This is a genomic window from Nocardia sp. NPDC049190 (assembly GCF_040648115.1).
Lineage (GTDB): Bacteria > Actinomycetota > Actinomycetes > Mycobacteriales > Mycobacteriaceae > Nocardia.
The window spans coordinates 30,966-44,931 of sequence record NZ_JBEZDE010000030.1 but is presented as its reverse complement, the minus strand read 5'-3'; the positions used below and the strand labels follow the sequence as shown (position 1 = coordinate 44,931).

Below are 13,966 nucleotides of genomic sequence, written 5' to 3'. Positions count from 1 at the left end.
CGAAAGGATGTCCATGTCCATCGCGCAGTTGCGCAGCCAGATGTTGCGCCGCAAACCCCTCGGGGACGTCGAAGACGAATCCGTCCCCGCCGATGAGCAACTGTCACGGTCGCTGGGCTTGTGGCAACTCACCGCCATCGGCGTCGGCGGCATCATCGGCGCAGGCATCTTCACGCTGGCCGGTGCGGTCGCGCATTCCGTGACCGGCCCCTCGGTGCTCATCTCGTTCCTGATCGCCGGCGTCGCGAGCGCGGCCGCCGCGCTGTGCTATGCCGAGTTCGCCGGGATGATTCCCAAGGCCGGGTCCGCCTACACCTACGGCTACGTCTCCCTGGGCGAGATCGCGGGCTGGTTCATCGGCTGGGATCTGCTGCTGGAGTACATCGCGGTCGCGGCTGTCGTCGCAATCGGCGTCTCCGGGTATTTCCGCTTTCTACTCGAGCAGGTCGACATCACACTGCCGGACTGGATGATGGGCGCCTGGGGCACCGGCGACGGCCACGTGATCGATGTGTTCGCCATGCTGTTCTGTCTCGGCACAGCGTGGCTGCTGTCGCGCGGCATCCGCAGCGTCGGCCGGTTCGAGACCGTCGCCGTCGGGATCAAAATGGCGCTGGTCGTACTGATCGTGGTGCTCGGCGTGTTCCACATCGACAGCGCCAACTACACCCCCTACTTCCCGTTCGGTGCGGGCGCGGTGTGGACCGGCGCGGCCACCGTCTTCTTCGCCGTGTTCGGCTACGACGCGATGAGCACGGCCGCCGAGGAATCCACCGAGGGCAAGAAACACCTACCCAAGGCGATCCTCTACTCGCTGGCCATCGCCATGGTGCTCTATGTGCTGGCCACCCTGGTGCTCACCGGCATGCAGAACTACCGCGAAATCAGCCCGACCAGCGGATTCTCCACCGCGTTCGAGTCGGTCGGCCAGCCTGGCGTCGCGAACATCATCGCGGTCGGCGCCATCGTCGGCATCGTCACCGTGGTGCTCACCTTCATGCTCGGCGTCACCCGCGTCTGGTTCGCCATGAGCCGCGACGGGCTGCTACCGGAATGGTTCGCCAAGACCCATCCGGTCCGCAAGGTGCCCACCCGCGTGACCTGGATCGTCGGCATCGGATCGGCGCTGATGGCGGGGCTGCTGGACATCACCGTCGTCGCCGAACTGACCAATATCGGCATCCTGATGGCCTTCATCGTCGTGTCCGTCGCGGTGATCGTGCTGCGGCGCACGCGGCCCGACGAGCCGCGGACGTTCCGGCTACCGTTCATGCCGGTCGTCCCGCTGGTCGGCATCGGATTCTCGCTCTATCTGATCTGGTCGCTGCCGTGGCAGACCTGGGTGCGCTTCCTGGTCTGGCTCGTCGTCGGGCTGATCGTCTACTTCACCTACTCGCGCACGCACTCCAAGCTCGAACGCAGCGGCTCGGTCGCGACCGCGAGTCTGCCTGACCCCGGGCAGCACTGACGCCGACTTCTCGGCCCCGGTCGGGTGGGTGAACTGTCCACCCACCCGCCACTCACGTCACACCCGATGCCCGATTCGCTCGTGGTTTGAACCGAATCGACGCACCGGGAGTACTCATTGCAAAAAGATTGCTCGACTCCATACGGTCGGGTGTGGGACCGGACGGCACGACGCGCCGGGCCACGGCGGTCGGACCGGGGCGAGAGGAGCGAGTAGCGGAATGGATCTCCAGGAGGTCGTCGCGTCAGGCGTGCTCGAACAGCGGGAGCTGTTGGGGCAGGGGGTTCTTTCGACCCAGCAGCTCGTCGCGGCGACGCTCGATGGAATCGATGCTGCCGCGGATCTCGGCGCCTTCACCCGCGTCCTGCGCGAGGAAGCCAAGGCCGAGGCGATCGCGCGGGACCAGGAACGCGCCGCCGGCGGCCCGGTGGGCCCGCTGCACGGAATCCCGATCGCGATCAAGGATGAAATCGACGTCGCGGGCGCGGTAACCACGTTCGGCACCCGGGCGAACTCGATACCCGCGGTGGCCGATGCCGAGGTGGTGCGCAGGCTGCGCGCCGCGGGCGCGGTGATCGTCGGAAAAACCACGATGCCGGAGTTCGGGCAGTGGCCGTACACCGAATCCAGCACCTTCGGGGTCACCCGCAACCCGTGGGACACCACCCGCTCCACGGGCGGATCCAGCGGCGGTTCGGCCGCGGCGGTAGCGGCCGGGCTGGTTCCGGCGGCACTCGGCGGCGACGGTGGCGGCTCGATCCGGATCCCGTCGGCATGCTGTGGATTGTTCGGTCTGAAGCCGCACCGCGGGCGGGTGTCGAACGCACCGAACGCGCACCTGTGGTGGGCGCTGGGGGTCGTGGGACCGCTGACCCGCAGCGTCCTGGATTCGGCGATCGTCTACGACGTCATCCGCGGCAGCACACCCACCGACCGGTTCCGGGCACCCGACCCGATGACGTCGTTCGAGACAGCGGCTCGCAGCGCAGCGCGACCGCTGCGGATCGGCTACAGCATGAAATCCCCCACCCCTCTGGTGAAGGCGGATCCGCTACATGTACAGGCGGTTCGCGACACCGCGATTCTTCTTGCCGAGCTGGGGCATACGGTGATCGAGATCGACCCGGACTACCCGGATCCGACGCTCGCCTTCTTCCCTCAGTTCTTCGGCGGTGTGCGCGCGGAGGCGGCCGAGGTGAACCATCCGGAACTACTGGAACGCCGCACCAAGCAGACGATGGCCCTGGGTGCGTGGGTGCGGCGACCGCTTGTCGAATGGGCGATCCGCGCGGGAGAGTCGGTGGCCCGTAAGGCCGAGCGGATCTTCACCGAGTGCGATCTGCTGCTCATACCCACCGTCGCGATTCGCCCACCCCGGCTCGGCGTCCTCGATGGAGCGAATACGATACGCGCCCAGCTCGCGGCGATCCCAATGATCGCCTACACCGCTCTGTGGAACGTCACCGGCAGTCCGGCGGCCGCCCTCCCCGCGGGCGTCGGCGATGACGGGCTTCCGCTGTCGGTCCAGTTGGTCGGGCCCGCGAACGGCGAGACGACGATCCTGACGGTGGCAGCGCAGCTGGAGCAAGCCCGGCCGCATCCTCGTCCGGGGCAGGTAGGGCACGCGTACTGAAGGACGCGGACCCGACCGCCCCCCAGTATCCCGAAGAACATTCATCGAGATCCGGTCATTTGCGAACAGAATTCGGTACCGTCAGGACATGCGCAAGACCGATTCGCCCCGGAGCCCGGTCACACCGAGCCGCCACCCGTCGGGCGTCCCGATCGACGAGACCGACCGAATCCTGCTCGACCAGCTGGCGCGGGACGGGCGCATGACGAACAACGCGCTCGCCGCCGCGGCGGGCATCGCGCCGTCGACCTGCCTCGGCCGGGTGCGGGCGCTGGTAGAGCGCGGCGTGATCCGGGGATTCCACGCCGATATCGATCCGGCGGCACTCGGCCGCAACCTGCAGGCCATGATCGCGGTGCGCCTGCACTCGAGCGCTCGCCGGCAGCTCGCCGAGTTCGGGCAGCGCATGTCGGCGCTCGACGAGGTGCTCAACGTCTATTTCATCGCGGGCGCCGACGACTACCTCGTCCACGTCGCCACCGCGAATTCCGACGAACTCCGCGTGTTCGTGCTCGAACATCTCAGCGCGCACCCAGCCGTGGCGTCGACCGAGACGATCCTCATCTTCGAGCACATGCGGCCGCGATCGGGATCCACGTAACGGGAGCACCGCGCCGCAGCGGCTACGCGGCGAGGCTTTCGGTCACGTAACCGTGCGCCTGGGCCACCGATTCCGACAGCAGCGCCCCACGATGAGTGCTCAGACCCGCGGCCAGACCAGGATCGGCGGCCACCGCATCGCGCCACCCGTGTTCGGCGAGCGAAACCACGTACGGCAGCGTGGCGTTGGTGAGTGCGACGGTCGAGGTGTTGGGCACCGCGCCGGGCATGTTGGCGACGCAGTAGAACACCGACTCGTGCACGCGATAGGTCGGCTCGGCATGCGTGGTCGGGCGCGAGTCCGCGAAGCATCCACCCTGGTCGATCGCGATATCGACGAGCACCGAGCCCGGCTTCATCTGCGCAACCAGATCGTTGGACACCAAGGTCGGCGCCTTGGCGCCGGGCACGAGCACCGCGCCGATCACCAGGTCCGCCTCCCGGACCGCGGCATCCACCTCCAGGCGGTTCGACATGACGGTCCGCACCTGGCCGCGGAACTGAGCGTCGATTTCGCGCAGGCGCGCGATGTTCAGATCCAACACGGTGACGTCGGCACGCATACCGTGCGCCACAGCGATCGCGTTGCCGCCCGCGACCCCCGCGCCGAGCACGACGACCTTGGCGGGACGGGTACCGGGCACGCCGCCCATCAGCACGCCGCGTCCACCGCCGCTGCGCATCAGGTGATAGGCGCCGGCCTGCGGAGCCAGCCGGCCGGCGACCTCGCTCATCGGCGCGAGCAGCGGAAGGGAGCCGTCGCGTCCGGTCACGGTTTCATAGGCGATCGAGGTGATGCCGGAGGCCAGCAGCGCGTCGGTGCACTCCTTCGACGCGGCCAGATGCAGGTAAGTGAACAACACCTGGTTCTCGCGCAGCCGCCCGTACTCCTCGGCCACCGGCTCCTTCACTTTGAGCACCAGATCGGCGGCGCCCCAGACCTCGTCGGCGGTATCCAGCACCCGCGCTCCGGCGACTGTGTACGTCTCGTCCCCGAAGGCCGAGCCGAGCCCCGCGCCCGTCTCCAAGTACACCTCATGTCCACGGGATACGAGTTCGTGCACGCCGGCCGGCGTGCACGCCACGCGGTATTCGTGGTTCTTGACCTCGCGGGGGATCCCGATTTTCACCTGCACTCCTGACGGTCGGTGGACGGCTGTCGACGATCCGCGTCGACACGAATCATCGCTGCCCAAGAGTATGAAGATTCTGCAAGTGTAGATCTAGTTCACTGAAGATAATTCTTACATGACCCAACTTTCGGCTCGAATAGACAGAATCTGCCCGGTTCGAGCCCGCTTACCCGCAGCATCTTCGGCGACCGTCCAGCAAACGGGCGACGACGGGTCGCGCCACCGCGACGAGCGCACAACTCGTCTGAGACGTATTCCTCGGCCGAGCAGGCCTATCGCACTGTGAAGGAGCGCATCCTCTCCGGCGCGTCGGCCGGCGGCCAGCTGATCGGCGCGGGCGAAACGCCGCCGATCCGGGCCCGTCCCGGACGCCGGTCCGCGAGGCGTTTGTGCGCCCGGAGACCGGCGGCAGCAGCCTCACCGGGGATCTCGGCCGTCAGTTCTTCCGAGTCAAAAGGACGAGTGGAATCTCCCGCTCGGTCTTCGTCTGGTACTCGCCGTAAATGGGCTGCGCTGTGGTAACCCTGGGCCACAACGTCGCTCGCTCCTGCACCGTCGCCACCCGAGCAGTCATCGGCACCTGGGGTCCGCTCTGCACGGAGACCGTCACGTCGGGGTTGTCTCGCAAGTTCAGAAACCACGCAGGATGCACCGGGTCACCGCCGCGCGACGCGACGACGACGTAGGTCTCGCCGTCGACAACCGGCGCGGTGAGCATGACCGCATGCGGCCTACCGGATTTCCGGCCGGTGGTCGTGAGCTCGATCGACGGCATGCCTTGGATCTCGTTCCCCAGCTTGCCGAAACTGATCTTCAGCAAGGCACGATGCACCATGTTCATAGCCTTCAAAGTGAAATCCGCGGGCATGTAATCCTCACATCTACTCGACTAGGTGTTTCGGGCCCAGTGGCGGACGCGCCCCCGGCGACTGGGACTGTACCGAATCGATCCGCCGCCGAGAGACCGACGATGTGCCCCACGACCCGCCGCACGGCATCGACGCGACTGGGCCGAGGCAACCACGCGAGGCGACTCGACGTATATTTCTGAAATCCGGCGCTGGATCGACACCCGGGACACCGGCTCTGACCGGCACGGAAACCACGCGCGCGACGGAGATCAACGCCTTCATCGCCTTTGAGTCGATATCGAGCACTACGAAAGACAACGACGCCAGCACGCAGATCCGACCGAAGGGAACCGTGACATGACCACGACCATCAGACGCGCCCTCGTCGCCGCCGCCGGTGCCGGACTCCTCGTTCTCTGCTCCGCCACCGCCACCGCGCGCCCCATCGGCCCTTTCGACGTCGGCGGAGCCATCGAAGTCGAATACGACCAGGCCGGCGGCCCCGCCGTCTTCGGCGACCCCACCGGCCCCGAATCGGCCGCCGGCCGCGGCGGCCGCTATCAGACCTTCGAACGCAATGCCGCGATCTACTGGCACCCCGACACCGGAGCCCACCAGATCGGCGGCGCCATCCGCACCAAATGGGACAACCTAGGCAGCGAGACCGGGACCCTCGGCTACCCGGTCGTCCGTGAACAGTCCACCCCCACCAAATTCGGCCGCTACAACCACTTCCAAGGCGGCTCCATCTACTGGTCGCTCGGCACCGACGCCCACCAGATCGGCGGCGCCATCCGCGACAAGTGGGGTAGCTACGGCTGGGAAGCCAGCCCCCTCGGCTTCCCCATCACCGACGAGTCCAACGCCCGCAAAGACAACGGAAAGTACAACCTCTTCGGCGGCGGAGCCATCTACTACTCCGCCCGCACCGGCGCCCACGTCATCTGGGGAGCGCTCCGCGACACCTGGGAAGCCGCAGGTGCCGAACATGGCCGCTACGGCTTCCCCACCAGCGACGAGTACGACTACGAAAACGGCAAGGCCCAGGACTTCCAAGGCGGCCGCATCACCTGGAAACCCTGACCGGCTCGTGACACGTCCTGGTCCGGCGGATGTAGGTATTCAGGGCACGGGAGGACTGCGGGGGTGTTTACTGACATGAACAGCAAATCTCCGGTAACCGCTCGAGGTGTGTATGCCGGTATGGCGAGTACGCGAGTTCCGTGACGATGATCTGGATCAGGCGATCCAGATCTGGGAGCAAAGCCGGGTGCCTGCGGTGGGCGATTCGGTCTTCGCCCTGGCGGAGGTGATGGCGGCCGCGCGAGCAGGACAACCGGCGGTGGTGGCCGAGGTCGGCGACGAGATGGTGGGGATGGCGGTCGCTCATATCCAAGGGGAACGAGCCTGGATCCTGCTGGTAGCGCTCGGAGCGCAGTGGCGTCGGCGCGGTATCGGCAGCGCGCTGCTCGCCGAATTGGAGCGACGGCTGCGATCGACCGGCGTTCGGCGGATCTGCGCGCTCCTCCCCGAGGATGCCACCGGTTCCGCGGCATTCGAGAATTCCGGTTACTTCCGTCGGACCGGCCTGGTCTATTACGAACTGCTCGAGCAGTTGGGTCCTGCGCAGTCCAGCCTGCTGACCGAACTGGGTGGACGTCTTCTTCCGCCGGGACTCTGGCAGTCGATGGCCGGAATGACACGGGAGAAGGACATCATCGAACGTCGGATCGTGCTGCCGTTGGCGAATCCCGATGTGGCCGAGCGCTACCGGGTTCGCCCGCCCAAGAGCGTGATCCTGTTCGGGCCGCCCGGGACCGGCAAAACAAGCTTCGCAAAGGCGGTCGCATCGCGGCTGGGTTGGCCGTTCGTGGAACTGTTCCCGTCCCGATTGGCCGCCACCGCGACCGGAGGTTTGGCGGACTCGCTGCGCGAGGTTTTCAGCGAACTGGCCGAACTCGACGAGGTACTGCTGTTCATCGACGAGGTGGAGGAGATCGCTGGCACCCGCTCGGGGACGGCGACCAGCCCGGCCCATGGTGTCACCAATGAACTGCTCAAACTGATACCGGCGTTCCGGGAAAATTACAGCCGCCTCATGATCTGCGCGACCAACTCGGTGCGATCACTGGATTCGGCATTTCTGCGCCCTGGTCGATTCGACTACGTGATACCGGTCGGGCCGCCGGACGCGGTCGCCCGGAACGCCATTTGGCGGCGGTATCTCGGTGACGCCGCCGAGTCCATCGACGTCGACCGGTTGGTGCACGCCAGTGCGCAATTCACGCCCGCGGACATCGAGCATGCCGCACGTGTGGGCGCGCAGGCCGCGTTCGAGCGCGAAATACTCCACCGCACAGGCGAGCCCGCGACCATCGAGGACTACCTGACCGCGATCACACACACCCGCCCGACCCTGACGTCCGAGACTCTGACGGCCTTCGAGCAGGACCAGGCGGATTACACACGACTGTGAGAGATCGTTCTATGCCGCGGTACCGCCGAGGGCGACCGAGACCGGTTCGCAGCACGCAATCGTGTGTCCGAGCTAGGGCATGGCGTACCCCTCACCAGGTCGCCATGTGTAGACTCCCCGCTCGACATCTGTTCCATCCCAATGACTTCCGTTGCCACGACGGCCGTTCACCCGGCGGGCACGAAGGTCGCGGTGCCGGGAAGTAACCGATGTCTTCGTCGGATCAGCTCAACTCGCGCATCATCTCGGGAGATCGCTATGCATCCTGGCCGGTTTCTTTCAGTTGGCATCGCACTGACGGTCGTGGCCGCCATGACCGGCGTCGGCACCGCCGCCGCAGAGAAGGAACAGAACTACCTCTGCACTGATGCTGCTTTTCGTAAGGAAATGCTCGACCTGCACAACACGTTCCGGGCCGATCATCGGGCACCGGCCCTCACCCTCGATCAGACCTTGAACAAGGTCGCCGAGGAATGGGCACAGCACTTGGCCGAGACGCACAGCTTCGAACACCGGCCGAACCCGAAGTACGGCGAGAACCTCTACATGATGACGAGCGGCGGTTCCGACCATGCCGGGGCCGAAGAAGCCTTCCGCGGCTGGGCGGACGAGGAGAAGGACTACGACTACCGCAAACCCGGATTCTCGATGGCAACCGGACATTTCACACAGGTGATCTGGAAGAGTACCGAACGACTCGGGGTGGCACGCGCATGCGTGCCGGACTCGTCCGAAACCTATGTCGTCGCCAACTACGACCCGCCCGGCAACTACGAGGGCAGGTATCCCGAAAACGCACTTCGGCCGAAGTAGCCGTTGCCGACGTGGTTACCCGGCTCCGGGTAACCATTCCTCGGCCCCGGAAATCGGCCCCGGAAATATCGCGGCCGACCCGACCCGAACGCTAGTACCGCACCCCTATCCGGCGGCAGCTTCGACCACCAGGGTTCACGCCGTCGGATGAGGGTCGATCTCCTCGGACCGGCGCCACACCTCGGCGGCCCGGCCGATATGCGCCGGCCCGGCGGATCGAACCTCATCGCGCCCGCCAACCCGACCACCGAGCGACATCGATGGCGATCACCGGCCCCGGCGGCGGCTCGGCGATGTAATCGGGATAGCGTCCGGCCAATCGACGTTTCGCCGTTTCCGCCTCGGCTGTCGCCGCGATCCGGGCGTCGCCGTCGGCGCGCGCCCACCACAGTTGGGTCCAGTCATCGCTGTAGAAATCGACGAGCACGCTGACTGCCGGGTTGGCGGCGATATCGGCCAGCCGTCGCAGCGACAGCGTCGTTTTCGGTTTTGCGTCGACGCTGGTATAGATCACCGCACCGACCACGACGAACACGATCGGAACCAGGCGCGGGCGAACGGCAGCCGAGACGGTCGCCAGCCGCGCGACGGGACTACCCGCGAACCGTTCCCGCGCGTCGTCGGAGCTCAGTCGCACATACCCTCCTCGCCACATCGCGCCGGTCCGTCACGCGCCGAGTCGACGATCGAATACCTACTGAATCCGAAATACGCGAAACGGATATTCTCCCACGCTAGTGACTCAGCCCGCCGAACCGGACAGGCGAGCAGGGCATCAGTCCGCGTTTCGACACACCATGGGCGTGACGGTATTGTGACCACAGACCGGCCGAGCGGGTGAAGACCGCAAACCTTCGGCGCAGCATACGATTTCAGCTGCGGCGGCCCGCAAAAAATCGGGGATGAAGTCCGTTCCGTCCCCTAGGCAACCGGACATTTGCCTGAAATCACGGAGATCGATCTTTCCCACGCTACGGTCGAGTCAATGTTCGACTCGTCAAAAGGCGATTACGCCAGAAGGTGAGGCGGTCTTGGATATCGATGTCACGGCCCGGCTGAATCTAGCGTTCGAAATGTGGGAGCGCGCGCACGGGCGCCCGCTTGCCGACGAGACGGTCGCAGCGTGGCTGACCGCAGCCGGATACCACGTCTCGCCCGGTTACCTGGCGCGGCTGCGCCGCGGAGAAGCCACCACGCTCCCGGAGCGAATCCGCACCGGACTCACCCACGTTTTCGGCCTCGACCCCGGCTATTTCGCCTGTGATCCCGACCTCGACCAAGCCGAAGACGCAGAAGTGCTCGCGCACCTGGATAATTCTTCGCTCCGCAGACTCGGCCAAGCCGTCAGCGGCGTCTCGATGCGCACCCTGCTCTACTTGGAATCCGTCGCCGACGTCCTGCGCCGCGCCGATGGCTTGCCTCCGAGCGAACAAACCGCCCAGCTCTGATCGAGCAGACAGACCCAAGGGTCTGTCAAACCTCGGGCCGACCCCACACCGGGACTACGTCGGCAAGCCCTGCTAGCGGGTTGCGCTAGACAGGAGGTCGCACTGTCGGCACGCGCCCGCGCAAGCCCCGCCGACGCCGAGGGCAACGATCCGCACCAGAGGCCGGTCCCTCGGAGAGGGAGGAACTCTCCTCCGCCGCCCCACCTCAGATGCGTCGACCGAGATCGACAGACCGTGTCGGAGTCATCCCATCCGGGCGCCTGGCCGAATTCGCTCGACCGCCGGTTCGGCCCACCCAGTACAGTGACCCGGTGATTCGCACCGCCGCGTTGGCCCACATCCGGGATCGCCGCCTACTGCAGACGCGATCGGTCGGCAAGAACGTCTTCTACATGGCGGGCGGGAAGATCGATCCCGGGGAAACACCCGAGGCGGCGTTACATCGCGAAGTACGCGAGGAACTGGGCGTAGGCATCGTATCCTTCGACGAACTCGGGGTATTTCGCGCCGAGGCGTACGGGCACGCACCCGGTACGCCGCTGCACATGACGTGCTTTACCGCCGAACTCGACGGTGAGCCTCGCCCGACCAGCGAGATCGCCGAACTGCGCTATTTCACCGTGCGCGAGTACGCCGGTATGGATCACGTCGCGCCCGGCTCGATGATGGTCTTCCGCACACTTCACGAACTCGGCGTCGTCGATTGGTGATCCGCGAAAGCGTCGCAACCCGACGTCGCGAACCTTTAGACGTCTGTTTCCAACGATTCCCCTCCGCAGACTTCCGCAACGCCTCTGCTCCGTATGGTGGCACCACAGACTCCTCGCGCCGGCGATTCAGTGACCTAATCGAGATAAAGCTGCTCGCCACCAAGAATTTCTGTGTTCTGCATCACAACAGGTTTATCGGCAAACTCCCCGCATACAGCACGGATCAAGCGAGACGACCAGCACTTTCCAAGATCGGTAGCACCCATCATTCACTACTCGTTAACCGTTAATTCACCTACCGTGATCAAGCTGATATCAGATCCGGGAATAGACCTGGAGTTCGGTTAGACCAAGGAGTAGTCCACACCCATTCGGAAAACGACCGCAGCGGAAGAATGTTCACCCGTCGTGGTCGCTGGAGAAATCAGCGCAGGAAAACCCGCGACCACATTCTCCGTACCGGACAGCGGCACCCACCGTACACCGACCCCGAGTGGCGCCCGCCGCGTCTGCCGCCAGGAATCCGAGCCCGGCCGTCACAACAAAACCCGAAAACAGCACATGGCCGATAGAGGCGAGCTCCCACCGGATGCCCGCCGTGGATCCGCGCTGCCTCGTGCAGACCGGACCACTACACGATCAAGGAACTGATTTCGCAATGCCTGACCTACGCCCTGCTTCTTTCCGTCGCCCGTCGATCCGTGACGGCGTCACCCTCGCACTGGCCGCAGCCGGCATCATCGCCATGGGCGCCTCCTCCGGGGTGGCGATCGCCGCGGCCGACGACACCGTTTCTTCTGCCGTGGTCGCCGACGCCGCGCCGATCGATGCCGCAGCACCCGCATCGGCCGGACTACTGCCCTTCCTGCCCGATCCGGCGCCCCCGGTCTACGAGGACAACCTCGACGGCTGGATCCGCCAAGCCCTCGACATCATGCACGCGCACAATATCCCCGGTAGCTACGACGGCATCTACCGCAACGTGATGCGCGAATCCAGCGGCAACCCGCACGCCATCAACCTGTCGGACTCCAATGCCGCCGCCGGCACCCCTTCCAAGGGCCTGCTCCAGGTCATCGACCCGACCTTCAATGCGTACCACGTCGACGGCACCCCCTTCGACATCTGGGACCCGGTCGCGAACATCACCGCGGCCTGCAATTACGCAGCCAACCGCTATGGCTCGATGGACAACGTCAACTCGGCTTACTGAGTTCTCGACCGCACCTGGACCAACGCCTCCTCGTCTACCGACGAGGAGGCGTTGGCGTCTTTCGGTTCGACGCCGACCTCCGATCCCGCCGACCCATCGGTCGTCTACCGGCGCACGAGGACAGCGCGGGTACGACGCCGCAGGGTGAGTACACCGACCGCTGATGCGGTCATACCCAGCCCGACCATCCATAGCCCGGCACGCTGGCTGCCGGTCACATCCTTCAGACCCCCGGTGACGTACGGCGCCACGAAACCGCTGATGTTGCCGACCGAATTGATCAGCGCGATGCCGCCCGCCGCGGCGGCGCCGGACAGGAATGTGCTCGGCAGCGCCCAGAACGTCGGTAGCGCCGCGAGCACCCCGACCGCGCAGACCGTCACCGCGACCATCGCGGCGAGCGGATCACCGAGCGAGAGAGCGATCGGAATGGCGAGTCCGCCGACCAGCGCCGGTACAGCGACATGCCAAATCCGCTCGCCAGTCCGGTCGGCGTGGCGGCTCCACCACACCATGACCACAGCGCCGACCAGGTAGGGCACGGCGTTGATGAGTCCGCGCTGCACCACCGAATAATTCGTGCCGTACTGCTGCTGGAAACCGTTGATGATCGTCGGCAGGAAGAAGCCCAGCGCGTACAGGCCGTAGACGATGCCGCCGTAGATCAGCGCTAGTCCGAGCACCCTCGGATGGGTGAGCGCCTTGCCCACGGTCCAGTGCTCGGCGCGCTCCACCGCGGCCTGCTCCTCGGCGAGTTCCTCGGCCAACCACTCCCGTTCGGCCGGGGCCAGCCACCGCGCCTGCGCGGGACGGTCGGTCAGATAGAACCAGGTCACCACGGACAGCGCAATGGCGGGCAGACCCTCGACCAAAAACATGAACCGCCATCCGCTGAGCCCGAAGACCCCATCGCCGTACTGGATGACCAGACTGGAGACCGTCGCGCCCACCGCGGTCGATATGGGCACGGCGGTCATGAAAAGCGCGACGATCCGCGCGCGCTGCGCCTGCGGGAACCAGTAGGTCAGATAGAGCAGGATGCCGGGGAAAAATCCCGCCTCGACCACGCCCAACGTGAATCGCAGGAAAGACAACACGGTCGCGTCGGGTACAAAGGCCATCGCGGTGGCGACCACCCCCCAGCTGGCCATGATGCGAGCGATCCAGCGCCGTGCACCGAACCGATGCAGCGCCAGATTGCTCGGCACCTCGAGCAAGAGATACCCGACGAAGAAGATTCCAGAGGCGAAACCGAACGCGGTTTCGGTGAGCCCGAGGTCGGCCTTCATTCCGTTCGGCCCGGCGAACCCGATGTTGACCCGGTCGAGGTAATTGACGAAATAGAGCAGTCCGAGGTAGGGCACCAGGCGAATCGTGACCTTGCGCAACGTCGCCGCGCCCGGCGCGGTGGTGGAAACCATCAGCGCACTCTCGGCCCGAGAGCACCCCGTCGTCAAGTTCCTCGTTGCTCGGAAGCGCCGTCCGCGCATCTCGGTTACCCGGCCGGACAGGTGGCGGACATCCTCGGCGGGATCTGACCAGCGCATGGTGATCGCGTCGTCGACGATCCAGATGCTCTCACCGATGGCAAGGCAGTTGCCATCGGTATGTCGGGTAAGCG

The 13,966-nt window shown here is 65.8% G+C and carries 13 protein-coding genes and 1 pseudogene; 10 read left to right on the top strand and 4 right to left on the bottom strand.

The window, feature by feature from the left end; all coding sequences use genetic code 11:
* Nucleotides 1–13 precede the first annotated feature (13 nt).
* The 3 genes from AB0B25_RS23755 to AB0B25_RS23745 all read left to right on the top strand — a co-directional run bounded on the left by AB0B25_RS23755 (nt 14) and on the right by AB0B25_RS23745 (nt 3,702).
* Nucleotides 14–1,468 (top strand): amino acid permease, encoded by a 1,455-nt coding sequence (locus AB0B25_RS23755; protein WP_357183389.1) that lies wholly within the window; start codon nt 14–16, stop codon nt 1,466–1,468.
* A 220-nt stretch (nt 1,469–1,688) separates the two neighbouring features.
* Nucleotides 1,689–3,101, top strand: coding sequence for an amidase (locus AB0B25_RS23750; RefSeq protein ID WP_357183318.1), 1,413 nt, complete (start codon nt 1,689–1,691; stop codon nt 3,099–3,101).
* Nucleotides 3,102–3,189: 88 nt separating this feature from the next.
* Complete coding sequence (locus AB0B25_RS23745; protein WP_357183316.1) at nt 3,190–3,702, top strand: Lrp/AsnC family transcriptional regulator; 513 nt, start codon at nt 3,190–3,192, stop codon at nt 3,700–3,702.
* Nucleotides 3,703–3,724: 22 nt separating this feature from the next.
* Here AB0B25_RS23745 and ald read toward each other — a convergent pair whose 3' ends face one another.
* Complete coding sequence (ald, locus tag AB0B25_RS23740) at nt 3,725–4,831, bottom strand: alanine dehydrogenase (protein ID WP_357183313.1); 1,107 nt, start codon at nt 4,829–4,831, stop codon at nt 3,725–3,727.
* A 285-nt stretch (nt 4,832–5,116) separates the two neighbouring features.
* On the opposite strand from ald, the pseudogene AB0B25_RS23735 reads away from it, so the two are divergent.
* Nucleotides 5,117–5,244: pseudogene (locus tag AB0B25_RS23735) on the top strand (GntR family transcriptional regulator); the annotation flags it as partial.
* 26 nt (nt 5,245–5,270) lie between these two features.
* Here the strand turns inward: AB0B25_RS23735 and AB0B25_RS23730 are convergent.
* Nucleotides 5,271–5,702, bottom strand: a complete 432-nt coding sequence (locus AB0B25_RS23730) for a nitroreductase/quinone reductase family protein (RefSeq protein WP_357183311.1) — start codon at nt 5,700–5,702, stop codon at nt 5,271–5,273.
* 340 nt (nt 5,703–6,042) lie between these two features.
* Here AB0B25_RS23730 and AB0B25_RS23725 point away from each other — a divergent pair, with 340 nt between their 5' ends.
* The 3 genes from AB0B25_RS23725 (at nt 6,043) to AB0B25_RS23715 (ending at nt 8,974) form a co-directional block, all read left to right on the top strand.
* Nucleotides 6,043–6,768 (top strand): hypothetical protein, encoded by a 726-nt coding sequence (locus AB0B25_RS23725; RefSeq protein ID WP_357183308.1) that lies wholly within the window; start codon nt 6,043–6,045, stop codon nt 6,766–6,768.
* 112 nt (nt 6,769–6,880) lie between these two features.
* Nucleotides 6,881–8,161: a GNAT family N-acetyltransferase gene (locus tag AB0B25_RS23720; protein WP_357183386.1), complete on the top strand. Its 1,281-nt coding sequence runs from the start codon at nt 6,881–6,883 to the stop codon at nt 8,159–8,161.
* 312 nt (nt 8,162–8,473) lie between these two features.
* Complete coding sequence (locus tag AB0B25_RS23715) at nt 8,474–8,974, top strand: CAP family protein (protein ID WP_357183383.1); 501 nt, start codon at nt 8,474–8,476, stop codon at nt 8,972–8,974.
* A gap of 223 nt (nt 8,975–9,197) precedes the next feature.
* Here the strand turns inward: AB0B25_RS23715 and AB0B25_RS23710 are convergent, their stop codons facing one another.
* Nucleotides 9,198–9,605, bottom strand: coding sequence for a TIGR03668 family PPOX class F420-dependent oxidoreductase (locus tag AB0B25_RS23710; protein WP_357183380.1), 408 nt, complete (start codon nt 9,603–9,605; stop codon nt 9,198–9,200).
* A gap of 400 nt (nt 9,606–10,005) precedes the next feature.
* Here AB0B25_RS23710 and AB0B25_RS23705 point away from each other — a divergent pair, with 400 nt between their 5' ends.
* The 3 genes from AB0B25_RS23705 (at nt 10,006) to AB0B25_RS23695 (ending at nt 12,345) form a co-directional block, all read left to right on the top strand.
* On the top strand, nt 10,006–10,422 hold the full coding sequence (locus AB0B25_RS23705) for a hypothetical protein (RefSeq protein ID WP_357183305.1): 417 nt from the start codon (nt 10,006–10,008) through the stop codon (nt 10,420–10,422).
* 311 nt (nt 10,423–10,733) lie between these two features.
* Nucleotides 10,734–11,132: an NUDIX domain-containing protein gene (locus AB0B25_RS23700; RefSeq protein ID WP_357183302.1), complete on the top strand. Its 399-nt coding sequence runs from the start codon at nt 10,734–10,736 to the stop codon at nt 11,130–11,132.
* Nucleotides 11,133–11,790: 658 nt separating this feature from the next.
* Entirely contained in the window at nt 11,791–12,345 is a 555-nt protein-coding gene (locus tag AB0B25_RS23695; RefSeq protein ID WP_357183299.1) for a transglycosylase SLT domain-containing protein, read from the top strand.
* 104 nt (nt 12,346–12,449) lie between these two features.
* Here the strand turns inward: AB0B25_RS23695 and AB0B25_RS23690 are convergent, their stop codons facing one another.
* Nucleotides 12,450–13,766 carry an MFS transporter gene (locus AB0B25_RS23690; RefSeq protein ID WP_357183296.1) on the bottom strand — a complete coding sequence of 439 codons (1,317 nt, stop codon included), beginning with the start codon at nt 13,764–13,766 and terminating at the stop codon, nt 12,450–12,452.
* Between the last annotated feature and the right edge of the window lie 200 nt (nt 13,767–13,966).

Excerpts from the sequence above, each read along its gene's own strand:
- AB0B25_RS23745 (WP_357183316.1), top strand. The coding sequence starts at position 3,190 with ATGCGCAAGACCGATTCGCCCCGGAGCCCGGTCACACCGAGCCGCCAC.
- AB0B25_RS23715 (WP_357183383.1), top strand. The coding sequence starts at position 8,474 with ATGACCGGCGTCGGCACCGCCGCCGCAGAGAAGGAACAGAACTACCTC.
- AB0B25_RS23690 (WP_357183296.1), bottom strand. The coding sequence starts at position 13,766 with ATGGTTTCCACCACCGCGCCGGGCGCGGCGACGTTGCGCAAGGTCACG.
- AB0B25_RS23750 (WP_357183318.1), top strand. The coding sequence starts at position 1,689 with ATGGATCTCCAGGAGGTCGTCGCGTCAGGCGTGCTCGAACAGCGGGAG.
- AB0B25_RS23695 (WP_357183299.1), top strand. The coding sequence starts at position 11,791 with ATGCCTGACCTACGCCCTGCTTCTTTCCGTCGCCCGTCGATCCGTGAC.
- AB0B25_RS23725 (WP_357183308.1), top strand. The coding sequence starts at position 6,043 with ATGACCACGACCATCAGACGCGCCCTCGTCGCCGCCGCCGGTGCCGGA.
- AB0B25_RS23755 (WP_357183389.1), top strand. The coding sequence starts at position 14 with ATGTCCATCGCGCAGTTGCGCAGCCAGATGTTGCGCCGCAAACCCCTC.
- AB0B25_RS23720 (WP_357183386.1), top strand. The coding sequence starts at position 6,881 with ATGCCGGTATGGCGAGTACGCGAGTTCCGTGACGATGATCTGGATCAG.
- AB0B25_RS23730 (WP_357183311.1), bottom strand. The coding sequence starts at position 5,702 with ATGCCCGCGGATTTCACTTTGAAGGCTATGAACATGGTGCATCGTGCC.